Raw genomic sequence first — 21,967 nt, forward strand, 5'->3', positions numbered from 1 at the left:
ATGACTGACGCACCCGCCGAGCTGGTCCACCTCGACGTCGCCGACGGCGTCGCGACGATCACGCTCGACTCGCCGCACAACCGCAACGCGCTGTCCCGGCAGCTGGTCACCGAGCTGGTCGGCCACCTGACGACGGCGGACGCGGCGACCGACGTACGGGTGGTGCTGCTGAGGTCGTCCGGCCGGGTGTTCTGCTCCGGCGCGGACCTCTCCGAGGCCGCCACCACGCCGATGCAGGAGGGCGCGCGGGCGATCGTCGCCCTGCAGCGGCAGATCGTGGCGATGGGCAAGCCCGTCGTGACGGTCGTCGAGGGCGCGGCCCGGGCCGGCGGCATCGGCATCGTGGCGTCCTCCGACGTGGTCGTCGTCGCCGAGGACGCGACGTTCGCGCTCACCGAGGTCAAGCTCGGCCTCACGCCCGCGGTCATCTCGCTGACCGTGTTCCCGCGGATGACCCCGCGCGGTGCGGCCTTCACCGCGCTCGGCGGCGAGGTCTTCACCGGTGCGGAGGCAGCGGCCTACGGCCTGGCGACCTTCGCGGTGCCGGCGGCCGAGCTCCAGGCGAAGGTCGACGACGTGGTCGCGAAGATCGCCACCGGTGCGGCCCAGGGCCTGCGCGAGACCAAGGGCCTGCTCGCCGCCGAGCTGCTGGAGCGGATCGACAGCAAGGGCGAGGAGCTCGTCGAGCTCAGCGCGCGGCTGTTCGGCTCCGACGAGGCGCGCGAGGCGATGACCGCCTTCCTCAGCCGGAAGAAGGCCTGACCCGGCTCGCCAGACCGGCGAGCGCGCTGTCGAGGTCGTCGGCGACGACCGCGTCGTCGAGCGCGGACTGGCGCAGGAAGCCCGCGTCGACCAGGCCCTGCAGCGCGTGGAGGAACGGCTGCCAGAAGCCGCCCACGTCGTAGAAGCAGACCGGGTCGTCGTTGAAGCCGATCTGGCGCCAGCTCCACACCTCGACGATCTCCTCCAGCGTGCCGAGCCCGCCGGGCAGGCACAGGAAGGCGTCGGCCTTCTCCGCCATCAGCGCCTTGCGCTCGTGCATGGTCTCCACGACGTGCACCTCGGTGAGGTCGTCGCGGCCCCACTCGCGCTCGACCATGCTCCGCGGGATCACCCCGATCACCTCACCGCCCGCGTCGAGCGCGCCCTGCGCGACCGCGCCCATCAGCCCGCTCCCGCCCGCGCCGTAGACCAGGCCGAGGCCGCGCTCGGCGAGCCCCTTCCCGACGTCGTACGCCGAGCGGACCAGGCTCTCGTCGTGGCCCGGGGAGGAGGCGCAGAAGACGGCGACACGGCGCAGCTCGGAGGTCATGGCGACGAGGCTAGGCCAGCCACCAGCTCGGCCGCGCCTGCGGTGGCGCCGCGGATCAGGCCGAGCCCGGCCGCGTCCCCCACCACCCGGACGTCGACCCCGGGCAGCCCGGCCGCCAGCGCGTCCCGCACGGACGGGTCGGCGACGACCTCGCCGGCGAGGACGACCGCGTCGGCGGGCAGGTCGCGCGGGGTGCCGTGGGTGGGTGTCCACCGCACGCCGGTCCCGGTGACGGCGTGCACCGCGCAGCCGGTGTGCACGGTGACACCGAGCCGGTCGAGCCGGTCCATGTGCTCGGTGCGCCGCTTGGCGCCCGCCTCGGGCGCGATCTCCGGCCCGGTGTGCAGCAGCGCGACCAGCCGGCCGGCGCGGGCCAGCACCTCGGCCCACTCGACGGCGGCCATCCGGCCGCCGACCACCACGACCCGGCGCCCCTCGGGCACCTGCGCCGGGTGGACGCCGGCGACCACGTGCGGCAGGTCGGCGCCGGGCAGGTCCGGCAGGTCGACCCGGCCGCCGGTCGCGACCACCACGACGTCCGGGTCGAGCTCCCGCACCGTCGCGAGGTCCGCGGTCACGCCGAGCCGTACGTCGAGGCCGGCGACCTCGCCGAGCAGCCAGTCGAGGTAGGGCCGGTTCTCCGGGTGCACCGCGCAGGCGTCGTGCAGCGCGCCGCCGAGCCGGTCGCCGGCCTCCAGCACGCTCACCGTGTGCCCCGCAGCGCTCGCCAGCCGCGCGGTCTCCAGGCCCGCGGGCCCGCCGCCGGCCACGACCACCCGCCGAGCCGGGCCGGCCGCCACGACCCGGTCCAGGTCGTGGCCGGTGAAGGCGTTGACCGCGCACTCGGTGGCGAGCTTCTCCTCCAGGGTGTCGATGCAGCTCTCGCACGAGATGCACCCGCGGACCCGTCCGCCGCCCCAGCCGGCGAGCTTGCGGGGCAGGTCCGGGTCGGCGAGCAACGGGCGGCCGAGCGCGACGAAGTCGGCGCGCCCCTCGGCCAGCACCCGCTCGGCCAGGTCCGGGTCGTGCAGCCGGCCCACCGCGATCACCGGGACGTCGACGACCTCCCGCACCGCGGCCGCCCCACCGACGTTCAGACCGTCGCCGTCGTCGGCCGCGTTCACCATCCCGGTCACCAGCCGGTCGATCACCCCGCCGCTGACGTGGAAGGCGTCCACGCCGGCCTCCACCAGCAGCGGCGCCATCGCCGCGGTGTCCCAGATCGGCCGGCCGCCGGCCACCCGCTCGTAGCCGGAGATCCGCAGCGTGAGGGGGAAGTCCGGGCCCACCTCGGTGCGGATCGCCGTCAGCGCCTCGAGCAGCACCCGGGCCCGTCCCTCCGGCGAGGTCCCGCGGTAGCGGTCGGTGCGCCGGTTGCGCTGCGGGGCCAGGAAGGAGCCGAGGAACATGTAGCCGTGGGCGGCGTGCAGCTCCAGGCCGTCGTACCCCGCCTCGCGGACGCGCACCACCGCGGCCCGGTAGCGGTCGAGGACCGCGCCGATCTGCTCCTTGGTGACCGCGGCCGAGGGGCGGCCGGTGAGGTAGGAGCCGATGACCGACGGACCGAGCGAGGTCACCCCGAACATCTCGGGACCGAGGCCGTCCGGGCCGGCGTGCACGACCTGGGGCTGGACCCGGGCGCCGTGCGCGTGCACGGCCTCGACCAGGCGCCGGTGGGCGGCCACGGCGGCGTCCTCGCCGATCTGCAGCCCGCCGGGTGTCTCCGGGTGCCGCGGGTCGATCCCGGTCGCGCCGACGGTCAGCAGCCCGGCACCGCCCTCGGCGCGGCGGGCGAAGTGGGCGACGGTGCGCGGGGAGGGGTGGCCCTCGGGCGTGCCGTACATCGTCTCCATCGGGGACAGCACGATCCGGTTGCGCAGCTCCATCGTGCCGATCCGGCCGGGCGCCAGCAGGTGCGGATACATAGAACATGTTCTACTCCACGGCTACGCTGCCCGCGTGGACTTCGCGATGGTCACCGCCTACCAGCCGATCGACCAGCTGGTGCCGCTCGCCCGCGCCGCCGAGGAGGCCGGCTTCCGCGCGCTGAGCCTCGCCGACCACGTCGTCGACCTGGAGACCGTCGCGACGCCCTACCCCTACACCTCCGACGGCTCCCGGCGCTGGTCGCCCGACGTCGACTGGCCCGACCCGTGGGTGACGATCGGCGCGCTGAGCCAGGCCACCACCCGGCTGCACTTCTTCACCTCGATCTACGTCGCCGCGATGCGCAACCCCTACGTCGTCGCCAAGGCGGTCGGCACGGCGGCCGCGCTCTCGGGCGGCCGGGTCGCGCTGGGCGTCGGGGTGGGCTGGTGCCGTGAGGAGTTCGAGCTGCTGGAGCAGGAGTTCGGCACCCGCGGCCGCCGCACCGACGAGGCGCTGGACCTGGTGCGGGCCTTGTGGGCTCCGGGCTGGACCGAGTTCGCCGGTGAGTTCTACTCCTGCGAGCGGCTGGCCATGAAGCCCGAGCCGCCCGGGCCCGTGCCGGTCTGGGTCGGCGGGCTCTCCGACGTGGCGCTGCGGCGGGCGGCCCGCCACGACGGCTGGATCGGGGACCTGGCCACGGTGGACGAGGCGGTCGCGATCGCGGGCCGGCTCCGCGAGCTGCGGGCCGAGGCCGGGCGGGACCTGGCGGAGCCCTTCGACGTCGTACCGGCGCTGACGGACGCGTGGCTGCCCGAGCACTTCGCCCGCGCGGCGCAGGGCGGGGTGACGATGTGCATGACGATGCCGTGGATGTACTACGGCGCGGCCGACGCGCCGCTGGAGGACAAGCTCGCCGCGGTCGCCCGCTTCGGGGCCGAGGTCATCGCGCCGGCCCGCGCCCTCGGCTAACCCTGCAGGTACGACGTGAGCGCGGCGACCAGCGTCGTGTGCGCCCGGTCGACGTCGATCGAGGTGCCGAACACCTGGTCCATGCGTAGCCCACGCATGGCGCTGGGCAGCACCGCCGCCACGTCGTGCCCGCGCTGGTCGCTGTAGCCCTCGCCGAGGCCGTCGAAGAAGACCAGGAAGGCCCGCTCCCACAGCTCGTCTAGGTTCGCCAGCGAGGCCGCGGTCTTCGGGTGGGTCTCCGAGAGCACCTCGCGCGGCCGGGGCAGCCCGGCCCGGATCGTCTCCACCGCGACGGCGTACGGCGACGCCAGCACCCCGCGGTAGAGGTCCGCCACCTCGGCGACCCGTCCCGCGATCGTCTCGCTGACCGGCTCGGCCCACAGCTCCGGGCCGGCGTCGATGATCAGGTCGACCACGGCGGACCAGAACCCGTCGGAGTCGCCGAACAGGTTCTGCACCGAGCCCCAGCTCAGCCCGGACTCCTTCGCGACCAGGTTGATCGACACGGCCTCCGGCCGCCCGTCGCCCAGCAGCCGCAGCGCGGTGCTCAGCAGCTGTTCGCGGGCCGCCACCCCGCGGCGGTTCGGTTTGCGTGTCGAAGCGGTCGAAGCATTTGGCGTCGTACTCATCAGCCCCCCTAGGCGATGCCCCTGCCCACATTCTGACACCGCCTTGGCCCTGTAGAGTTGACTGCTTGCTGAACGGAATCCGTTCGGCACCCAGAACAAGAGCGGACAGCGGGGGCATCGAGTCAGTGGCAGACGAGCTGGTGGCGCGCGAGGTGGCAGCCGAGCAGGCCTTCGTCGACCGGGTCTACCGGCAGCTGGAGGAGGCCGGCAAGGCCGCCCAGCAGCTGGCGAAGGAGGGGCACTCCCGCGGCCGGCTGGGTCACGAGGGTGGTCTCGTGGAGCGGGACGCGATGGTGTTCCAGGCGGCGAAGCGGATCGCCCAGCTCGACGCCGCCCAGGAGGGCCTGGTCTTCGGCCGCCTGGACATGGACGCGGCGCTCGACCCGCAGCCCCGCTACGTCGGCCGGATCGGCCTGCGTGACGACGACCGCGACTCGCTCCTGATCGACTGGCGCGCCCCCGCGGCGGCCGTGTTCTACCAGGCGACCGCCGCCGAGCCGCAGTCCGTGATCCGCCGCCGGGTGCTGCGCAGCTCCGGCGCGCGCGTGGTCGGCGTGGAGGACGAGCTGCTCGACGCCGATGCCGCCGCCGTGGCCGAGGAGCAGGGCCGGGAGCTGCCGATCGTCGGTGAGGGCGCGCTGATGGCGCAGCTCTCCCGGGCCCGCGACCGCTCGATGCACTCCATCGTCGCGACCATCCAGGCCGAGCAGGACAAGGCGATCCGGGCGCCCGCCAAGGGTGTCGTCAGCATCTCCGGTGGTCCCGGCACGGGCAAGACGGTGGTGGCGCTGCACCGTGCGGCGTACCTGCTCTACACCGACCGCCAGCGCTACGAGCGCGGCGGCGTCCTCGTCGTCGGCCCCTCGGGCGTGTTCATGCGCTACATCGAGCGGGTGCTGCCGTCGCTGGGCGAGACCGCGGTCGCGCTGCGCAGCCTCGGTGAGGTCGTCGACGACGTCCGCACCACCCGCCACGACGAGCCGGCGGTCGCCGACGTCAAGGGCTCGGTGCGGATGGCGGAGGTCATGAGGCGCACCGCGCGCCAGCAGGTGCCGGGCAGCCCACGGGAGTACCGCGTGTTCTGGCGCGACGACCGGCTGGTCCTCGACCGTGGCCGGCTCGGCCAGATCCGCCGTCAGCTGATGTCCTCGGGCCTGCGCAACAAGCAGCTCCCGCGCGTGTCGAACGCGTTGCTCGACGCGCTGTGGCGCCAGGTCCGCGGTGAGCGCGGTCGCGAGCAGGGCCGGGAGAAGTTCAACGAGGAGATCCTCGGCCGTCAGGACTTCCTCGACTTCGCGCTCGCCTTCTGGCCGCCGCTCGACGCGCCGACCGTGCTGTGCTGGCTGCGCGACCCAGAGTTCCTCGCCCGGGTGTCCGACGGCGTGCTGTCGGCCGAGGAGCAGCGCCTGCTGGCGAAGTCCTGGGCCCACCTCGACCCGAGCCGTCCGATCAGCGGGCAGATCGCGATCGAGGACGTCCCGCTGCTCGACGAGCTGCGCTACGCCCTCGGCGACGTCCCGCAGAAGGCCGACGACGAGCGCGACGACCCGCTCGCCATCATCGAGGGAGCGGTCGACATCCAGGAGCTGATGACGGCCTCCGACCGCGAGTTCGCGGCCGGGCCCGCCTGGCGCCCGCCGACCTCCAGCATCGAGGACGACGGCTACGCCCACGTGCTGGTCGACGAGGCGCAGGACCTCACCCCCATGCAGTGGCGGATGGTCGGCCGCCGCGGGCGTACGGCGTCGTGGACCATCGTCGGCGACCCGGCGCAGTCCTCGTGGCCGCTGCCCGCCGAGGCCCGCGACGCGCGGGCCGCAGCGCTGGAGCGCAAGCAGGTGCACGAGTTCCACCTGTCCACCAACTACCGCAACTCCGCGGAGATCTACGCCCACGCCGCGGCGTACGCCGAGCGGGTCGGCCTCGACGCCGACCTCCCCGACGCGGTGCGCCGCACGGGTGAGGAGCCGCGGGTGCTGCCGGCCGAGCCGGACCTCGAGTCCGCGACCCGCGCGGCCGTCCTCGAGGTCGCGGGCCGCGTCTCCGGCACGGTCGGCGTCGTCGTGCCGGTCGCCCGGCGCTCGGAGGTCAACGCCTGGCTCGCGTCGTGGCCCGAGCTCGCCGAGGACGCCGCCGGCGCCCGTGCCGCGGTCAACTCCTCGGTCACGCCGTCCGGCGAGGACCGGGTCGTCGTGCTCACCGGTCTCGACACCAAGGGCCTGGAGTTCGACGGCATCGTCGTGGTCCACCCGCAGGAGATCGAGGACGAGTCCGCCACCGGCCGCGCGACGCTCTACGTCGTGCTGACCCGCGCCACGCAGCTGCTCACCACGGTCGGGTAGAGCCGCATCTGCGCCGCCTCGTCCGAATCTGTCAGTGAATCTTGTCGGAAATCTGCTGATCTGCGGTCCGCGGGAGCCATGCTGTCGACATGCTGTTCCTGCTCGACAGCAACATTGCGATCAAGAGTGACCCGCTGTCCGCCGCGGTGGAGCCCGATGCTGCCCTCGCGATGGAGTTTCATCGGCTAGCGACCACGCACAATCACGGCCTGCGGGTGCATGTCGCGTCGCTCGACGATTTCGGCCGCATCAAGGATCCGGCGAAGCGTTCGGCTCGGCTGACGGTGTTCAAGCGCTACGAGCGGATCGTGAACCCACCGGTCGTCAGCGAGAGCCAGCGGACTCAGCTCGGCACGCCAACGCCTGGATCGAACGACGACGTGGACCAGCGGCTACTCGCCGCGGTGGTCGGGCACGCCGTCGGTTACCTGGTCACCCAAGACCAGGGGATTCATTCGATGGCCCATCGCCTGGGCGTCGGAGACCGTGTGCTGACGCTCGCGGACGCGCTCGCATTTCTTCGGAACCTTCACCCAGCGCCGCCGACTCCACCCCCCGCGGTTCGCCGTATCAAAGCCCACGAGTTGCGCTTGGGCGACCCAATCTTCGACGGACTGCGCGCCGACTACGGGGACACTGCATTCGATACGTGGTTCCTGGAGAAGGCGGCCCAAGGAGGCCGAGATGCGCTCCTCATCGATGGGCAGGGCGAGGCTCACGCAGCGATCGCGCTGCTGAAGGCCGAGCCCAACGGAGAGCACGGCATTCAAGGCCCGCTGTTGAAGATCAGCACGTTCAAGGTCGCTCAGACCTACAGCGGTCAGAAGTACGGCGAGTTGCTGCTCAAGGCCATCTTCGAGCAGGCGCACCGCGAATCGATGGCGGGGATCTTCGTCACCGCCTTCCCCAAGCAGCAGGCACTCATCAACCTGCTCGATGACTTCGGCTTCCAGGTACGACCGGTCAGGACCGGAGTTGGAGAACTGGTGCTTGCGAAGGATCTGCGCCGGCATCTCGCGCCGTCGTCGATGGATCCGCTGGCGTATCACGTCAGACACGGGCCGCCGGCTCTCCGAATGGCGGCAGCCCGATCATTTCTGGTGCCCATCGAACCGCGGTGGCACCAAGTGCTCTTCCCGGACGCCGAGCCACTTGACCCCCAGGGCGGCTTGTTCCCGGCGCTGTTGGGGCACCAGACTCAGCCCTTTGGAAACGCGCTTCGAAAGGCGTATCTCTGCAACTCGCCGACGCGCCTCCTCATGCCGGGATCGCCGTTGCTGTTCTATCGGAGTCGCGATGAGAAAGCGGTCTATGTGGTGGGCGTCTGTGAGCAGACGTACGTCAGTCGAGATCCCGCCGAGATCGCATCCCTCGTCGGCAGGCGGACGGTGTATTCGTACTCTGAGATTGAGGACCTTGCCCGGCTCGGTGAGGTCCTAGTGGTGCTGTTCCGGCAAGACCGGGTCCTGCGCGAAGACCCGATCACTCTTGAGGACCTGCGGCGAGAGGGCGTCTCGCTGACGTGGCCCCAAACCATCACCCGTACGCGACCCGAAGGAGCGAAATGGCTTCAACAGCGACTGGACGCGTAGCCCTGTTCTCGATCCACCCGCGGTACGCCGAGGCACTCCTGTCTGGGACGAAGATGGTCGAGTTCCGAAGGACGCCGATCGCTGATGACGTCACCCACGTCGTCGTGTACGCAACTGCCCCGACGAAGATGGTGGTCGGCATCTTCGAAGTCGACGCGGTCGAGGCACTGACGCCGGCGTCTGCTTGGCGTAAGTTCGGGAAGGTCGGCGCCATCGATCCAGACGCTTTTGACGCCTATTACCAGGGCGCCGCCACGGCACATGTCATCAAGGTCCGGCGCGCGGAGCGGCTCGCTTCGCCGCTGTCGCTCGCTCAGATCGACCCAGCTCTTCGGGCTCCCCAGTCCTTTCAGTACTTGGACGCGGACGTGATCGATCGGATCGCGCCGAGTCGACCGGCGGTCTCTGGAGCCGTTGGACGTGGTTCGTCGCAGCTGCTCACCACGGTCGGCTGAGCGGGCTCAGACCTCGCGCGGGTCGCCGGGGACGACGTCCTCGAAGGCGATCTCGACCTGCCCCGGGCCGAGGTCCGGGTCGGGGCCGAGCAGGTCCCGCACCACCGCGAGCACCTCGGCGCGGACCTGCTCGCCGAGCTCGGGCAGCTCGACGCCGTACGCCGCGGCCAGGCGCACCCGGACCGCCGTCAGCCGGCGCTCGTGCACCTCGAGGTCGATGCCGGCCGGCGCGTGCGTGGGCGCCGACTGCAGGAGATGGCGCAGCGCGGTGGTGAGGATCCGGCTGGACAGGTAGGTGTGCGAACCGGCGTCGTCCTGGGCCGCCTCGCCCGCCGCCGTGTGCACCAGCAGGGGCTCGCCGGGCCGGGCCAGGGAGGCCACCCGTCGCATGACGGAGGACGAGACGTCCACCCATCCGGGCTCGGTCCGCCGGGCCGCCGCCAAGGCACGGGTCAACGGGTCGTCAGGCTCTAGCGCCATCTCGCCATCCTCTCCGAGACGGTCCGCCGGGCACGGTACAGCTGTCCGCGCACGCTGCCCACCGGCAGCGCCAGCGTGGTCGCGATCTCCTCGTAGCTCATCTCCTCCAGCTCGCGCAGCAGCCACACCGCGCGCTGGTTCCAGGGCAGCTCGTCGAGGCACTGCTGCAACGCCGCCAGCAGCTCCTCGTCGAGGACCTGGCGCAGCGCGTTGTCCTCGGCGCCCGGCACCAGGTGGGAGAGGAGCTGGTCGTCGATGGGCACCGCCTTGCGCGACCGGTGGAGGTCGGCGGCCCGGCGGTGCACGATCCGGAACAGCCAGGTCTTCAGGCTGGAGGTGCCGGCGAAGGTCGCGAGACCCTGCCAGGCCGAGACCAGCGCGTCCTGGGTGACCTCGGCGGCGTCGGCGTCGCTGCCGCCGACCAGGCGCAGGGCGTAGCGGTGCATGCCCGGGCCGTGTCGCTGGACCAGCACGGCGAACGCCTCCTCGTCGCCCACGCGCGCGGCGCGGACCAGTGCCTCGTCGCTCGCGGCACCCGAGTGCGCGCGCCCCCCGTATCCCCCCGACACTCCTTGGTGGTGCCCGAATCCTCCTCGTCGATACCCGCGCCCGCCGGCCCGGGCCCTGTGGTCCACCTCACAGCACCTGGCGCGTGACGAATGGCGTGCTGCCCGCGACCAATCTGTGTCAACGACGACGACGAAGGAGAGAACATGAGCGACAAGCAGGCCACCACCACGCCCGAGGTCCGCCGTGACGCCGGGGCGCTGGTCTCGGAGCAGGGCCGCACCTCGATCGCCGACACCGTGGTGTCGAAGATCGCCGGCATCGCCACCCGCGAGATCTCCGGGGTGCACGACCTCGGCGGCGGCACCGCCCGCGCGGTCGGCGCCATCCGGGACCGCATCCCCGGCTCCCGCACCAACCTGGGCCAGGGCGTGGCCGTGGAGGTGGGCGAGCGGCAGGCCGCCGTCGACCTCGACATCGTCGCCGAGTACGGCGTCGCCATCGCCGACCTCGCCGGCGCGGTCCGCCGCAACGTGGTCACCTCGGTCGAGCGGATGACCGGCCTGGAGGTCACCGAGGTCAACATCACCGTGCACGACATCCACGTCGAGAGCGACACCGACGAGGACGCGGCGGCGCGGGTCGAGTGATGACCGACGCGGTCGAGCCGGTCGAGCCCGCCGAGGCGGTCGCCGCTGCCGTGCGCGCCGTGCCCGGGGTGCTGGACCTGCACGGCGGCCTGCTGAGCGAGGTCGCGACCTACCTGCCGGGCCGCATGGTCCGCGGGGTGCGGCTGCGTGAGCCCGGCGCCGAGGTCCACGTCGTCCTCGCCTGGGGTGCCGCCCTGGACGAGACCACCGCCGCGGTCCGCTCCGCCGCGGCGGGCGTGGTGGGCCTGCCGGTCGACGTGTGGGTCCAGGACGTCCGCGAGCCGGAGCCGTCGTGACCCCCGCCGAGCGCCGGGCCCTGCTGCGCCGGCACCACCCGGACCTCGGGGGCGACCCCGAGGAGTTCGTGCGGCTGGTCGCGACGCTGGACGCGGCCGTGGCGAGCCCCGGGACCGACCCGGCCGGGGTCACCACCCTGCTCGCGCGCCGGCCGCTGCGCGCGGCCTGGCGCCGTCGTACCCGCCTGCTGGCCCGTCGGGTCAGCACCGGCCTCCCGCGCCGCCTGCCGGGCACGCGGCGCTACGGCCAGCTCTGAGACCCGGCGCAGGACTCTCGAAAGGAAGCACGATGACCACCTCCACCCTCGGCCTGATCGCCGGGCTGCTGCTCACCATCGCCGTCGTCACCGGCGGCCTGGTCGGGCTGCTGCTCGGCGTGGTCCTCGGTGCCGCCGGCTACCTCGTCGGCGCGCACGTCGACGGGCAGGTCGACCTCGGCGAGCTGCTGAGGAACCGTCGTGGCTGAGCAGGCGATCGATCCCGCGGAGCGCGGCCGGCTCGACGTGCGCCACCGCGTGCTGACCCGGATCGTCGAGCAGGCGATCCGCGGGCTGGGCGCGAGCTCCGAGCGCACCTCCGCGCTCGGCGAGGGCGTCGGCCGGTTGACCGGCCAGCAGCTGCCGCGCGCCGACGTCCGCGTCGTCGGCCGCGCCGTGCACCTCCACGTCGAGGTGGGCTGTGCCTGGCCCCGGCCGGTGGCCTCCTTCGCCGAGGAGGTGCGCACCACCCTGCGCGAGGAGGTACGCCGCCAGACCGGCCTCGACGTGCGCACGCTCGAGGTCGTGGTGCACCCGCTGGTCGTCGCCACGGGCAGGGGCCGGGTCGCATGAGCGCGCCGCGGATCCCCGAGCCCCGCGGCCGGCCGGCCGCTGCCACGACGGCCGTCCTGCTCGCGCTGGTGCTGCTCGTCGGCGGCGCCGCCCTGGTGGTCGACGCCACCGGCAGCGGTGGCCGCGAACGGTCGGCGTCGGTGCGGTGGGTGCTCGAGCAGCTCGACGGCCTGCGGGCCGACGAGGCCACCACGGCGATCGGCGCCGGTGTGGTGCTCGCCGGGCTGGTCCTGGTGGTCCTCGCGCTGCGCCCGCGCCGCCGCACCCACCTGCCGGCCGGCGACCCGGACCTGTGGCTCACCCCGCGGGCCGCGGGCGTGCTCGCCGCCGAGGAGGCCGAGCAGCACCGCGACGTGCTCTCGGCCCGGGTCGCCTCGGCCGGGCGGCGGCGGCTGGTGCTCGCCGTCGTACCGCGTGAGGTGGAGCCGCCGCCCACGCTGGCCGCCTCGGTGCGCGACGCCGTCGTCGAGGCCGTGCCCGCGCTGCGGAGCAGCCGGGTGCTCGTCCGGGAGGAGGAGGGATGAACGGACGTCACGTGACCGACCGCGTCCTGGTCCTGCTGGCCGGGCTCGGCCTCGTCGCCGGGGGACTGGTCCTCCTCGACTGGGAGCCGGGCCGGGTGCTCGACCTGGAGCCGGTGCTGCGCACCGGGTCCGCCCGCGACCTGCTCGACCGCGACTGGTGGCCGTGGGCCCAGGGCGGTGCAGGCGCCGTGCTCGCTCTGCTCGCGCTGTGGTGGCTGCTCGCCCACCTGCCCCGGCGCGGGCCCACCCGGCTCGGCCTGCCCGCCCCCGAGGGCTCGGACCGGGTCGCGCTCGCGACCGGTCCCCTGGGCGAGGTGCTCAGCGAGCGGGTCGAGAGCACCGGCGCCCTCGACCACGCCCACGTCGACTTCGCCCGGCACCGCGGCGCGACCACCGCCACGGTCCGCGCCCGGGTGCAGCAGGACGCCGACCTGGTCGCCGTCCGCGAGGCGGTGGCCGAGGTCGCCGCCGAGGTCGGTGCCGCGCTGGCCGGCGCGGCGCTGGCCGTGCAGTTCCGGGTCGCCGCCCCGCGCCGGGCCGGCTCGCCCCGCCGCAGCCGCCGGGGGACCGTGCGGCTCCAGTGATCTGCCGGGGGCGCCCTGCCCCCGGTCCCACCCGAAGGAGGAAGAAGATGGGTTTCACCGAGAAGGCCAAGAACGCCGCCGAGGACCTCGCGGGCAAGGCCAAGGAGGCCGCCGGCAAGGTGACCGGCAACGACGAGCTCGAGGCCGAGGGCAAGGCGGACCAGGCGAAGTCGTCGCTCAAGGACGGCGTCGAGGACGTCAAGGACGCCTTCAAGAAGTGAGGCGTCGCCCTGGGGCCCGGTCCGCGCGGACCGGGCCCCGGTCGCTTTTCCCGTCCGCGCACACTGGAGGGATGAGCGTGCGCGACCGCCTGGGCGAGGCGATCTTCCACCGGGTCGCCGGGCCCGACGGTGCGCGCCACCGCGACCGGATCCACGGCCGGCCCGGGCCGCGCTGGTTCGCCCCGGGGAGCCCGATCGCCCAGGTGCACGGCGACGCCTCGATGTTCGTCGGTGGGATCCGGGCGCTGCTGCTGCAGAGCCTGCACCCGGCCGCGATGCGCGCGGTCTCCGAGCACTCGGGCTTCCGCGGCGACATGTGGGGCCGCCTCGCCCGCACCAGTCGCTTCCTCGCGGTCACCACCTTCGGCACGGCCGACGACGCCCAGCAGGCCGTCGACGCGGTCCGCGCCATCCACGACCGGATCGCCGGCGAGATGCCCGACGGCTCGTCGTACGCCGCCTCCGACCCGCACCTGCTGCGCTGGGTGCACGTCGCCGAGATCGACAGCTTCCTGCGCGCCCACCAGCGCTACGGCGCCCGCCCGCTCGACGCCGCCGGGCGCGACGAGTACGTCGCCCAGACCGCCGAGGTCGCCCGCCGCCTCGGCGTCGTCGACCCGCCGACGACCGAGGCCGAGCTGGCGGCCGTGCTCGCCTCTTACCGGCCCGAGCTGCGCGGCACCCCGGAGGCTCGCGAGGCGGTGACCTACGTCCTGCTGCGCCCGCCGCTGCCCCTGCTCGCCCGGCCGGCGTACGGCGTGCTGGCGGCCGCCGCGGTCGGGCTGATGCCCGCCTGGACCCGGCTCCCGCTGCGGCTGCCGTGGCTGCCGGTCACCGAGCGCACGGTGGTCCGGGTGCTCGGCGGGGCCGCGGTCGACACGGTGCGTTGGGCGATGACGCCGCCGCCGGCCCGCGCGGCGACGTAGCATCGCGTCATGGAGCGGGACGAGGACGAGCCGCGACCGTGGACGCCGGCCGAGCACCTGCCGACCGACGCCCAGCGGATGGGCCTGAGCCGCAACGTCCCCGACGGCGCGATGCTCGACTTCGCCGGCGCCCTCGACAGCTCCAAGCTCTCGCACCGGCTGGTCGCGTGGGTGCTGCTCGCGGCCTTCTTGGTGCCGGTCCTGCTGACGGTGCTGCGCCTGCTCGGTTAGCCGATCGCCGCCTGCGCCCAGCGCTCGACGCCGTCCGCGTCGATGGGCAGGGCCGCCGAGAGGACCTCGTTACCGGTGGCGGTGACGAGCAGGTCGTCCTCCAGGCGGACGCCGACGCCGCGCAGCTCGGGCGGGACGGTGCGGTCGTGGGCGTGGAAGTACAGCCCCGGCTCGACGGTGAGCGCCATGCCGGGTGCCAGGGTGCCGTCGGCGTGCTCCTCGCGCGGCAGGCCGAGGCAGTCGTGCACGTCGAGCCCGAGGTGGTGGCCGACTCCGCAGGCGAGGTAGCGGCGGTGCTGCTGGCCGGCAGGGGAGAGCGCCTCGTCGACGGAGACCGGCAGCAGGCCCCAGTCGCTCAGCCCGGTCGCGACCACCTCCATCGACGCGTGGTGGAACTCGGAGAAGGAGACGCCGGGGCGCACGGCGGCCAGGCCGGCGCGGTGGGCGCGCTCGACCAGGTCGTGCACCTCGCGCTGCACGGGGCTGAACCGGCCCGACGGGGGGACGGTGCGCGTCACGTCGGCGGTGTAGAGGCTGTCGATCTCGACGCCGAGGTCCAGCAGGAGCGCCTGGTCGGGCAGGATCGGCCCGTCGCACCGGGTCCAGTGCAGGGTCGGCGCGTGCGGCCCGGACGCCACGATGGAGGCGTAGCCGGGACCGTTGCCGAGGGTGCGGGCGTGCCGGTCGAAGGTGCCCTGCAGCCAGCGCTCGCCCCGCGGGTGGGTCATCGCGGTCGGCACCTCGGCGAGCACGGCGTGGAAGCCCGCGACGGTGGCGTCGACGGCGGCCCGCAGCTGCGCGACCTCCCAGTCGTCCTTGACCATGCGCAGCTCGGCGAGGACCGCCCGCAGGTCCGGCCCGTCGGTCGGCTCGACGGTCAGCTCGGCGAGCGGGCGGACGGCCAGGTCGAGGGCGGCCGACCACGACGCCAGCCCGGGCTGCGGCCCGATCCAGAGCTCGCCGTGGTCCGGATCGGCGAAGAACCCGGCCTCGCCGGGGCCTGCCGGCGGGGGCAGGTAGAGCGTGGCCTCGTGGCCCGCCGGGGTCGGCTCCAGCACCACGACCGCACCCTCCGCGGCGCACCCGGTCAGCCAGAACACGTCGCTGTCGGCCCGGAACTCGTACGACGTGTCGCCGCTGCGCCGCGGTGCGGAGCCGGAGGCGAGGGCGACCCGCTGCCCGGGCAGGCGCGCGCTCAGTGCGGCCCGGTGCCCGGCCGCGGCGGCGGCCGCACCGGGGACCACGGGCACCGGCGCGTCCGCGTCGGCCCACCCCGAGGCGATCGCGGTGCGGAACGCGGGGACGTCGGCGAGGCGGGGCGGCCGGCCGTGGTGCAGGGTGCGGGTCATCGGAGTCCTTCCGCTGGAGGTGCTTGCGAGTTCAGTACCATGTCACATACTATCACCGGGTGACCGACTTCGAGAAGACGACCGACCGCCCCTGGCGCGGGATCCACGTGGCGACCGCCCTGCCCTTCCGCGACGACCTCGCCGTCGACTACGACGCCTTTGCCGAGCACGTGCGCTGGCTGGCGGACAACGGCATGGACGGGGTCACGCCCAACGGCTCGCTCGGCGAGTACCACACGCTCACCGACGAGGAGCGCGCCCGCGTCGTGGAGGTCGCCGTCGAGGCCTCGCCCGAGGGCTTCCGCGTGATGCCCGGCGTCGCGGCGTACGGCTCCCAGGAGACGGTGCGCTGGATCGAGCAGGCCGGCGAGGCCGGCGCGCAGTCGGTGCTGCTGCTGCCCCCCAACGCCTACCGCGCCGACCGCGAGACCGTCGTGGAGCACTACCGCGCCGCCGCTGCCGTCGGTGTGCCGGTCGTGGCCTACAACAACCCCTACGACACCAAGGTCGACCTCACCCCCGACCTGCTCGCCGAGCTGTACGACGAGGGCCTCGTCGTCGCCGTCAAGGAGTTCACCGGGGACGTCCGCCGGGCCTACGAGATCCGCGAGCAGGCGCTCGGCCTGGACCTGCTGATCGGCTCCGACGACGTGCTGCTCGAGCTCGGCCTGGCCGGTGCCGTGGGCTGGATCGCGGGCTACCCGAACGCCGTGCCGGAGGTGTGCCGTCGGCTCTACGACCTCGCCACCTCCGGCACGGCCACGGACGTCGCCGAGGCGCTGCCGCTCTACCGCGACCTCCACCCGTTGCTGCGCTGGGACTCCAAGACCGAGTTCGTGCAGGCGATCAAGCTGTCGATGGACGTGGTCGGCCGTCCGGGCGGCGCCTGCCGCCCGCCGCGCCGTGCGCTGTCGCCGGAGATCGCGGAGCGGGTCAGCGCGGACACCAAGCGGGTGGTCGCGCAGGGCTACCGCTGAGCGGTCTCGGCCACAATGACTGCGAGGAGGACCCGATGACATCCGTGGACACCGAGACGGTGGCCGACCTCGTCGCCGCCGCGGCAGACGCCGGCTGGGCCTGGGCGGCCGTGCCGGCCTCCGAGCGCGCGCGCGTGCTCGACGCGGTGGCCGACGCCCTGGACGCCGAGGCCGACCGGCTGGTGCCGCTCGCGCGGGCCGAGACCCGGCTGCCCGAGGCCCGGTTGCGCGGTGAGCTCACCCGCACCACCTTCCAGCTGCGCCTGCTCGGAGCCGCAGCGGCGGAGGGCGCCCACCTCGGCGTACGGATCGACCACGCCGATCCCGACTGGCCGATGGGCGCGCCGCGGCCGGACCTGCGGCGCAGCGTCGTACCGGTGGGGCCGGTGCTGGTCTTCGCGGCGTCCAACTTCCCCTTCGCCTTCAGCGTCGCAGGCGGGGACACCGCCTCCGCGCTGGCCGCCGGCTGCCCGGTGGTCGTCAAGGTCCACGAGGGTCACCCGGAGCTGTCGTCGGCCGTCGGCGAGGTCGTCGCGGGCGCGCTGGCCGCGGCCGGGGCGCCCCACGGTGTCTTCGCGCTGGTCCACGACCAGGCCGACGCCCGCGCCCTGCTCGTGCACCCGGACATCCGGGCCGCCGCGTTCACCGGGTCGATCCCGGCGGGCCGGGCGCTCTTCGACCTCGCCCAGTCCCGGCCGGACCCGATCCCCTTCTACGGCGAGCTCGGCAGCGTGAACCCGGTCTTCGTGACCGAGCGGGCCGCGGCGGCGAGGGCCCAGGAGATCGTCGACGGCTTCGTGGGCTCCTTCACCCTGGGCGCCGGTCAGTTCTGCACCAAGCCGGGTGTGCTGCTCGCGCCGGCGGACTCCGCCGTCACCGCACGGCTGGCGGCTGCCGAGCTGCCCGGCCCGGCGCCGTTGCTCAACGACCGGGTCGCGGAGGGCCACCGGCGCTCCCGGGCCGCGTTGGCCGACCGCCCGGGCGTGGCGGTGCTGGGCGCGCCCGACGCACCCGACGACGCACCCGTGCTGCTGATGACGACCGTCGCCGCCCTGCTCGCCGACCTCGACCAGCTGCTCACGGAGTGCTTCGGGCCCACCGCCCTCGTCGCGACGTACGCCGACGAGCGCGAGCTGGTCGACGTCGCCGCGGCCATCGACGGCCAGCTCACCGCCACTCTCCAGGCCGAGCCCGACGACGTGGTCGTGCCGGCGCTGACCGGGCTGCTGGCCCGCAAGGCCGGGCGGCTGCTCTGGAACCAGTGGCCCACCGGCGTCTCGGTGACCGCCGCGCAGCAGCACGGCGGGCCCTACCCCGCCAGCACCGCACCGGCCACGACCTCGGTCGGCACGGCCGCCATCGAGCGCTTCGTCCGCCCCGTCGCGTGGCAGGGCTTCCCCGACCACCTGCTGCCCGCCGAGCTGCGCGAGGGGGCCGCCCGGTGAGGAGCAACCGGCTGGTCCAGGCGGTCGACTCGCACACCGAGGGCATGCCCACCCGCGTGGTGACCGGCGGCGTCGGCGTCTTCCCGGGCGCCACGATGGCCGAGCGGCGGCAGTGGTTCATCGAGCACAACGACGACCTGCGCACCTTCTTGATGTGCGAGCCGCGCGGGCACGCCGCGATGAGCGGCGCGATCCTGCAGCCACCCACCCGGCCCGACGCCGACATGGGTGTCCTCTTCATCGAGGTGTCCGGCGTGCTGCCGATGTGCGGCCACGGCACCATCGGCGTCGCGACCGTCCTCGTCGAGACCGGCCTGGTGCCCGTCGTGGAGCCGGTCACCACCATCCGGCTGGACACGCCGGCCGGGTTGGTCGTCGTGGACGTGCAGGTCGACGACGGGCGGGCGCTCGCGGTGACCCTGCGCAACGTGCCGTCCTTCGTCCTCGGGCTCGACCGGGTCGTCGACGTCCCTGGCCTGGGCGAGGTGTCCTACGACCTGGCCTTCGGCGGCAACTTCTACGCGATCGTCGACCTGGAGCGGCTCGGCCTGCCCTTCGAGCTGGCCGCCAAGCAGCGGCTGCTCGACGCGGGGCTGGCGATCATGGCGGCCATCGACGAGCACGACGAGCCGCGGCACCCGCTGCGCGAGGACATCCACGGGTGCCACCACGTCTACCTGAAGGCACCCGGCTCCACCGCGCGGCACTCCCGGCACGCCATGGCCATCCACCCCGGCTGGTTCGACCGGTCGCCCTGCGGCACCGGCACCAGCGCCCGGATGGCGCAGCTGCACGCGCGCGGCGAGCTGCCGCTGGACACCGACTTCGTCAACGAGTCCTTCATCGGCACCTCCTTCACGGGCCGGCTGGTGGAGCGCACCGAGGTCGCCGGCTACGACGCCGTCGTCCCGACCATCACCGGCCGGGCCTGGGTCACCGGCACCTCGCAGTTCCAGCTCGACCCGCGGGACCCGTTCCCGGCAGGCTTCGAGCTGTGACCCGGGCGCCCGACGTCGTCGTGGTCGGTGCCGGCGCGCTGGGCGCCGCCACCGCGTGGTTCGCCACGCTCGCCGGGCTCCGGGTCGAGGTCGTCGAGCGTGGCCAGGTCGTCAGCGGCACGACCAGTGCCTGCGAGGGCAACCTGCTGGTCTCCGACAAGGAGGCCGGACCCGAGCTCGACCTCGCCCTGCTCTCCCACCGGACCTGGCACGAGGAGCTCGGCGAGCACGGCCACCTCTGGGAGCTGGAGCAGAAGGGCGGGCTCGTCGTCGCGTCCTCGGCGCAGGGTGCTCGGGGGCTGGCCGAGCTGACCGAGCGCCAGCGCGCCGCCGGGATCGACGTGACCGTGGTGGACGCCGACCGGGTCGCCGAGCTGGAGCCGCACCTGCGGCCCGGGCTCGCCGGCGCCGCGTTCTACCCGCAGGACTGCCAGGTCCAGCCGATGCTGATGGCCGCGCACCTGCTGCGGCTGGCCCGGGCGCGCGGTGCCCGGGTGCGCACCGGCACGACGGTCACCGGCTTCCTGCGCGACGGCGAGCGGGTCGTCGGCGTCCGCACGGACCGGGGCGACCTCGCCGCCGGCCACGTCGTCAACGCCGCCGGCACCTGGGCCGGCGAGCTCGCCGGCCTCGCCGGCGTGCACCTGCCGATCCTGCCGCGCCGTGGCTTCATCCTCGTCACCGAGCCGTTGCCGCCCACCGTCTTCCACAAGGTCTACGCCGGCGAGTACGTCGCCAGCACCCAGAGCGCCGAGGAGGGCCTGCAGACCTCGACCGTCATCGAGGGCACCCCGTCCGGCACGATCCTGATCGGGTCCTCGCGCGAGCGGGTCGGCTTCGACCGGACGGTCGCGCTCCCGGTGCTGCGCGAGCTCGCCCGCAAGGCGCTGGCGCTCTACCCCTCGCTCACCGACGTGGCCGTGCTGCGCTCCTACCTCGGCTTCCGGCCCTACTGCCCCGACCACCTGCCGGTCATCGGCCCCGACCCGCGCGCGCCCGGGCTGTGGCACGCCGCGGGCCACGAGGGTGCCGGGATCGGGCTGTCGGTGGGCACCGCCAAGCTCCTGGTCCAGGCGATGACGGGCGAGGTGCCGGACCTCGACCTGGCTCCGTTCGCCCCCGAGCGGTTCGCGGAGGCGTCGTGAGGCTGACCTTCGACGGCCGGGCGCTCCCGGCCGAGCCCGGCCAGAGCGTCGGCGCGGCCCTCACCGCGGCCGGCATCCGGTCGTGGCGCACCACCCGGATCGAGGGGCGCCCGCGGGGGCTCTTCTGCGGGATCGGGGTGTGCTTCGACTGCCTGGTCACGGTCGACGGCCGGCCCAACCAGCGCGCCTGCCTGACGCCCGTCCGCGACGGGATGGTGCTGGAGAGCGGAGGGTCCGATGGCTGAGCCCGACCTCGCCGTGGTCGGCGCCGGGCCGGCGGGCCTGGCCGCCGCCGTCACCGCGGCCGAGCACGGCCTGCGGGTGGTCCTCGTCGACGGCGCCGCCCGGCCCGGCGGCCAGTACTGGCGCCACGCCGACGAGGCGATCTCCCCGGGCCCCCGCTACGACGACCTGCGCGACCGGCTGCGCGCGGCCGAGGCAGCGGGCCGGCTCGACCGCGTGAGCGGCCACCAGGTGTGGTTCGTCGAGCCCGGTGAGGTCCCCACGCTGCACCTCACCCCGCGCCGGGAGCCGGTCCGGGCCCGCGCGCTGGTGCTGGCGCCCGGCGGGTACGACCGCCAGCTGCCGGTCCCCGGCTGGGACCTGCCCGGGGTGCTCGCCGCGGGTGGGGCCCAGGCGCTGCTCAAGGGCGGGCAGGTCGTCCCCGGCCGTCGCGCGGTCGTCGCCGGGACGGGGCCCTTCCTCCTGCCCGTCGCCACCGGTCTCGCCGAGGCCGGCGTCGAGGTGGTCGCGGTCTGCGAGGCCGGCTCGCTCGCCGGGTGGGCCCGCTCGCCCGCCGGCACGGCGGCCGTGCCCTCGAAGACCGTCGAGGCGGCCCGGTACGCCGCCGCGCTCGCCCGCCACCGGATCCCGTTCCACTCCCGCACCGCCGTCACCGCCATCCACGGCGACGACGCGGTCAGCGCGGTCACCCTGTCCCGGCTCGACCGCGCGGGCCGGGTCCGGACCGGCGTGCCGCCTCGGCGGGTGGAGGCCGACGTCGTCGCGCTCGGCTGGGGCTTCACCCCCTCGCTCGACCTGTTCACCACCCTCGGCGCGCGGCTGCGGGTCGACACCGACGAGTCGCTCGTGGTCGAGGTCGACGCGGGGCAACGCACCGACGTCCCCGGCGTGTACGCCGCCGGCGAGGTCACCGGGGTGGGCGGCGCCCTGCTCGCGCTGGCCGAGGGCGAGCTCGCCGCGCTCAGCGTGGCGGCCGACGCCGGCCGCCCGGTCGCCGAGCGCCGGGTGCGCGCCCTGCGCCGGGCGGTGGGCCGCGGCCGACGGTTCGCGGGAGCGATGCACCGTGCCCACCCCGTGCCGGCGTCCTGGGAGACCTGGCTGCGCCCGGACACCGTGGTGTGCCGCTGCGAGGAGGTCACCTACGCCACCGTGTGCACGGCTCGCGACGAGCTCGGTGCCGCCGACGCCCGCACCCTCAAGCTGCTCGCCCGGCCCGGCATGGGGTGGTGCCAGGGCCGGGTCTGCGGCTACGCCACCGCCCGGCTCGCCGCCGGCGACCGCCCGCTCACGGTGGACGACCTCGCCCCGACCTGCCGGCGCAGCATCGCCGTACCCGTGCCGCTGGGGGAGCTGGCGGACCCCTGACGGTGCCATGGCACGACCACTAGACTCC

27 protein-coding genes are annotated in these 21,967 nt (G+C 74.4%); 21 read left to right on the plus strand and 6 right to left on the minus strand.

The window, feature by feature from the left end:
• The gene (locus MRBLML1_RS05835; protein ID WP_364512689.1) at positions 1-762 is read left to right on the plus strand and encodes an enoyl-CoA hydratase-related protein; all 762 of its coding nucleotides are present in this window, start codon (positions 1-3) and stop codon (positions 760-762) included.
• Here the strand turns inward: MRBLML1_RS05835 and MRBLML1_RS05840 are convergent.
• Together MRBLML1_RS05840 and MRBLML1_RS05845 are read right to left on the minus strand one after the other, a co-directional pair.
• Positions 743-1,312, minus strand: coding sequence for a TIGR00730 family Rossman fold protein (locus MRBLML1_RS05840; RefSeq protein WP_364512692.1), 570 nt, complete (start codon positions 1,310-1,312; stop codon positions 743-745). The genes MRBLML1_RS05835 and MRBLML1_RS05840 overlap by 20 nt on opposite strands.
• Positions 1,309-3,237 (minus strand): FAD-dependent oxidoreductase, encoded by a 1,929-nt coding sequence (locus MRBLML1_RS05845; RefSeq protein WP_364512695.1) that lies wholly within the window; start codon positions 3,235-3,237, stop codon positions 1,309-1,311. The genes MRBLML1_RS05840 and MRBLML1_RS05845 overlap by 4 nt, the downstream gene beginning before the upstream one ends.
• A 34-nt stretch (positions 3,238-3,271) precedes the next feature.
• Between MRBLML1_RS05845 and MRBLML1_RS05850 the strand changes: the two genes are divergently transcribed.
• Positions 3,272-4,150: a TIGR03619 family F420-dependent LLM class oxidoreductase gene (locus MRBLML1_RS05850; RefSeq protein ID WP_364512697.1), complete on the plus strand. Its 879-nt coding sequence runs from the start codon at positions 3,272-3,274 to the stop codon at positions 4,148-4,150.
• Here MRBLML1_RS05850 and MRBLML1_RS05855 read toward each other — a convergent pair.
• Positions 4,147-4,722: a TetR/AcrR family transcriptional regulator gene (locus MRBLML1_RS05855; RefSeq protein WP_364512700.1), complete on the minus strand. Its 576-nt coding sequence runs from the start codon at positions 4,720-4,722 to the stop codon at positions 4,147-4,149. The genes MRBLML1_RS05850 and MRBLML1_RS05855 overlap by 4 nt on opposite strands.
• A gap of 182 nt (positions 4,723-4,904) precedes the next feature.
• Between MRBLML1_RS05855 and MRBLML1_RS05860 the strand changes: the two genes are divergently transcribed.
• The 3 genes from MRBLML1_RS05860 (at position 4,905) to MRBLML1_RS05870 (ending at position 9,168) form a co-directional block, all read left to right on the plus strand.
• A complete protein-coding gene (locus MRBLML1_RS05860) occupies positions 4,905-7,121 on the plus strand; it encodes a HelD family protein (protein WP_364512703.1) in 2,217 nt (738 codons plus the stop codon).
• Positions 7,122-7,210: 89 nt separating this feature from the next.
• Positions 7,211-8,713, plus strand: a complete 1,503-nt coding sequence (locus MRBLML1_RS05865; RefSeq protein WP_364512706.1) for a hypothetical protein — start codon at positions 7,211-7,213, stop codon at positions 8,711-8,713.
• Positions 8,714-8,766: 53 nt separating this feature from the next.
• Positions 8,767-9,168 carry a hypothetical protein gene (locus tag MRBLML1_RS05870; RefSeq protein ID WP_364512709.1) on the plus strand — a complete coding sequence of 134 codons (402 nt, stop codon included), beginning with the start codon at positions 8,767-8,769 and terminating at the stop codon, positions 9,166-9,168.
• Between the two features lie 6 nt (positions 9,169-9,174).
• Here the strand turns inward: MRBLML1_RS05870 and MRBLML1_RS05875 are convergent, their stop codons facing one another.
• Both MRBLML1_RS05875 and MRBLML1_RS05880 read right to left on the minus strand, forming a co-directional pair.
• On the minus strand, positions 9,175-9,648 hold the full coding sequence (locus MRBLML1_RS05875) for an Asp23/Gls24 family envelope stress response protein (protein WP_364512712.1): 474 nt from the start codon (positions 9,646-9,648) through the stop codon (positions 9,175-9,177).
• Positions 9,639-10,217 carry an RNA polymerase sigma factor gene (locus MRBLML1_RS05880; protein ID WP_364512714.1) on the minus strand — a complete coding sequence of 193 codons (579 nt, stop codon included), beginning with the start codon at positions 10,215-10,217 and terminating at the stop codon, positions 9,639-9,641. Before MRBLML1_RS05880 ends, MRBLML1_RS05875 begins: the two co-directional genes overlap by 10 nt.
• Positions 10,218-10,361: 144 nt before the next feature.
• On the opposite strand from MRBLML1_RS05880, the gene MRBLML1_RS05885 reads away from it, so the two are divergent.
• The 10 genes from MRBLML1_RS05885 to MRBLML1_RS05930 all read left to right on the plus strand — a co-directional run bounded on the left by MRBLML1_RS05885 (position 10,362) and on the right by MRBLML1_RS05930 (position 14,417).
• Positions 10,362-10,805 carry an Asp23/Gls24 family envelope stress response protein gene (locus MRBLML1_RS05885; protein WP_364512716.1) on the plus strand — a complete coding sequence of 148 codons (444 nt, stop codon included), beginning with the start codon at positions 10,362-10,364 and terminating at the stop codon, positions 10,803-10,805.
• Positions 10,805-11,101, plus strand: a complete 297-nt coding sequence (locus MRBLML1_RS05890; protein WP_364512719.1) for a hypothetical protein — start codon at positions 10,805-10,807, stop codon at positions 11,099-11,101. Before MRBLML1_RS05885 ends, MRBLML1_RS05890 begins: the two co-directional genes overlap by 1 nt.
• Entirely contained in the window at positions 11,098-11,358 is a 261-nt protein-coding gene (locus MRBLML1_RS05895; RefSeq protein ID WP_364512723.1) for a hypothetical protein, read from the plus strand. The genes MRBLML1_RS05890 and MRBLML1_RS05895 overlap by 4 nt, the downstream gene beginning before the upstream one ends.
• A gap of 32 nt (positions 11,359-11,390) precedes the next feature.
• Positions 11,391-11,567: a DUF2273 domain-containing protein gene (locus MRBLML1_RS05900; RefSeq protein ID WP_364512726.1), complete on the plus strand. Its 177-nt coding sequence runs from the start codon at positions 11,391-11,393 to the stop codon at positions 11,565-11,567.
• Positions 11,560-11,931: a hypothetical protein gene (locus MRBLML1_RS05905; RefSeq protein WP_364512728.1), complete on the plus strand. Its 372-nt coding sequence runs from the start codon at positions 11,560-11,562 to the stop codon at positions 11,929-11,931. The genes MRBLML1_RS05900 and MRBLML1_RS05905 overlap by 8 nt, the downstream gene beginning before the upstream one ends.
• Positions 11,928-12,455, plus strand: a complete 528-nt coding sequence (locus tag MRBLML1_RS05910; RefSeq protein ID WP_364512730.1) for a hypothetical protein — start codon at positions 11,928-11,930, stop codon at positions 12,453-12,455. Before MRBLML1_RS05905 ends, MRBLML1_RS05910 begins: the two co-directional genes overlap by 4 nt.
• On the plus strand, positions 12,452-13,039 hold the full coding sequence (locus MRBLML1_RS05915; protein ID WP_364512732.1) for a hypothetical protein: 588 nt from the start codon (positions 12,452-12,454) through the stop codon (positions 13,037-13,039). The genes MRBLML1_RS05910 and MRBLML1_RS05915 overlap by 4 nt, the downstream gene beginning before the upstream one ends.
• Positions 13,040-13,086: 47 nt before the next feature.
• Complete coding sequence (locus tag MRBLML1_RS05920) at positions 13,087-13,260, plus strand: CsbD family protein (protein WP_364512734.1); 174 nt, start codon at positions 13,087-13,089, stop codon at positions 13,258-13,260.
• Between the two features lie 71 nt (positions 13,261-13,331).
• The gene (locus tag MRBLML1_RS05925) at positions 13,332-14,186 is read left to right on the plus strand and encodes an oxygenase MpaB family protein (protein ID WP_364512737.1); all 855 of its coding nucleotides are present in this window, start codon (positions 13,332-13,334) and stop codon (positions 14,184-14,186) included.
• 9 nt (positions 14,187-14,195) lie between these two features.
• Positions 14,196-14,417 carry a hypothetical protein gene (locus MRBLML1_RS05930; RefSeq protein WP_364512740.1) on the plus strand — a complete coding sequence of 74 codons (222 nt, stop codon included), beginning with the start codon at positions 14,196-14,198 and terminating at the stop codon, positions 14,415-14,417.
• Here the strand turns inward: MRBLML1_RS05930 and MRBLML1_RS05935 are convergent.
• Positions 14,414-15,766, minus strand: coding sequence for an aminopeptidase P family protein (locus MRBLML1_RS05935; RefSeq protein WP_364512743.1), 1,353 nt, complete (start codon positions 15,764-15,766; stop codon positions 14,414-14,416). The genes MRBLML1_RS05930 and MRBLML1_RS05935 overlap by 4 nt on opposite strands.
• 59 nt (positions 15,767-15,825) lie before the next feature.
• Here MRBLML1_RS05935 and MRBLML1_RS05940 point away from each other — a divergent pair, with 59 nt between their 5' ends.
• The 6 genes from MRBLML1_RS05940 to MRBLML1_RS05965 are packed head-to-tail and all read left to right on the plus strand — an operon-like array spanning position 15,826 to position 21,939.
• Positions 15,826-16,743 (plus strand): dihydrodipicolinate synthase family protein, encoded by a 918-nt coding sequence (locus tag MRBLML1_RS05940; protein ID WP_364512746.1) that lies wholly within the window; start codon positions 15,826-15,828, stop codon positions 16,741-16,743.
• 35 nt (positions 16,744-16,778) lie between these two features.
• Positions 16,779-18,188, plus strand: a complete 1,410-nt coding sequence (locus MRBLML1_RS05945; protein ID WP_364512749.1) for an aldehyde dehydrogenase family protein — start codon at positions 16,779-16,781, stop codon at positions 18,186-18,188.
• Positions 18,185-19,186, plus strand: coding sequence for a proline racemase family protein (locus MRBLML1_RS05950; protein WP_364512752.1), 1,002 nt, complete (start codon positions 18,185-18,187; stop codon positions 19,184-19,186). The genes MRBLML1_RS05945 and MRBLML1_RS05950 overlap by 4 nt, the downstream gene beginning before the upstream one ends.
• Entirely contained in the window at positions 19,183-20,331 is a 1,149-nt protein-coding gene (locus MRBLML1_RS05955; protein WP_364512754.1) for an NAD(P)/FAD-dependent oxidoreductase, read from the plus strand. Before MRBLML1_RS05950 ends, MRBLML1_RS05955 begins: the two co-directional genes overlap by 4 nt.
• Entirely contained in the window at positions 20,328-20,576 is a 249-nt protein-coding gene (locus tag MRBLML1_RS05960; RefSeq protein ID WP_364512757.1) for a (2Fe-2S)-binding protein, read from the plus strand. The genes MRBLML1_RS05955 and MRBLML1_RS05960 overlap by 4 nt, the downstream gene beginning before the upstream one ends.
• Entirely contained in the window at positions 20,569-21,939 is a 1,371-nt protein-coding gene (locus tag MRBLML1_RS05965) for an FAD/NAD(P)-binding oxidoreductase (protein WP_364512759.1), read from the plus strand. Before MRBLML1_RS05960 ends, MRBLML1_RS05965 begins: the two co-directional genes overlap by 8 nt.
• Positions 21,940-21,967 lie beyond the last annotated feature (28 nt).

It is taken from the genome of Nocardioides sp. LML1-1-1.1, from assembly GCF_040676175.1.
GTDB lineage: Bacteria > Actinomycetota > Actinomycetes > Propionibacteriales > Nocardioidaceae > Nocardioides.

Coding starts and splice junctions, on each gene's coding strand:
- MRBLML1_RS05910 (WP_364512730.1), top strand. CDS start 11,928: ATGAGCGCGCCGCGGATCCCCGAGCCCCGCGGCCGGCCGGCCGCTGCC.
- MRBLML1_RS05920 (WP_364512734.1), top strand. CDS start 13,087: ATGGGTTTCACCGAGAAGGCCAAGAACGCCGCCGAGGACCTCGCGGGC.
- MRBLML1_RS05935 (WP_364512743.1), bottom strand. CDS start 15,766: ATGACCCGCACCCTGCACCACGGCCGGCCGCCCCGCCTCGCCGACGTC.
- MRBLML1_RS05885 (WP_364512716.1), top strand. CDS start 10,362: ATGAGCGACAAGCAGGCCACCACCACGCCCGAGGTCCGCCGTGACGCC.
- MRBLML1_RS05900 (WP_364512726.1), top strand. CDS start 11,391: ATGACCACCTCCACCCTCGGCCTGATCGCCGGGCTGCTGCTCACCATC.
- MRBLML1_RS05875 (WP_364512712.1), bottom strand. CDS start 9,648: ATGGCGCTAGAGCCTGACGACCCGTTGACCCGTGCCTTGGCGGCGGCC.
- MRBLML1_RS05835 (WP_364512689.1), top strand. CDS start 1: ATGACTGACGCACCCGCCGAGCTGGTCCACCTCGACGTCGCCGACGGC.
- MRBLML1_RS05930 (WP_364512740.1), top strand. CDS start 14,196: ATGGAGCGGGACGAGGACGAGCCGCGACCGTGGACGCCGGCCGAGCAC.
- MRBLML1_RS05890 (WP_364512719.1), top strand. CDS start 10,805: ATGACCGACGCGGTCGAGCCGGTCGAGCCCGCCGAGGCGGTCGCCGCT.
- MRBLML1_RS05925 (WP_364512737.1), top strand. CDS start 13,332: ATGAGCGTGCGCGACCGCCTGGGCGAGGCGATCTTCCACCGGGTCGCC.
- MRBLML1_RS05845 (WP_364512695.1), bottom strand. CDS start 3,237: ATGTATCCGCACCTGCTGGCGCCCGGCCGGATCGGCACGATGGAGCTG.
- MRBLML1_RS05945 (WP_364512749.1), top strand. CDS start 16,779: ATGACATCCGTGGACACCGAGACGGTGGCCGACCTCGTCGCCGCCGCG.
- MRBLML1_RS05915 (WP_364512732.1), top strand. CDS start 12,452: ATGAACGGACGTCACGTGACCGACCGCGTCCTGGTCCTGCTGGCCGGG.
- MRBLML1_RS05965 (WP_364512759.1), top strand. CDS start 20,569: ATGGCTGAGCCCGACCTCGCCGTGGTCGGCGCCGGGCCGGCGGGCCTG.
- MRBLML1_RS05865 (WP_364512706.1), top strand. CDS start 7,211: ATGCTGTTCCTGCTCGACAGCAACATTGCGATCAAGAGTGACCCGCTG.
- MRBLML1_RS05840 (WP_364512692.1), bottom strand. CDS start 1,312: ATGACCTCCGAGCTGCGCCGTGTCGCCGTCTTCTGCGCCTCCTCCCCG.
- MRBLML1_RS05870 (WP_364512709.1), top strand. CDS start 8,767: ATGGTCGAGTTCCGAAGGACGCCGATCGCTGATGACGTCACCCACGTC.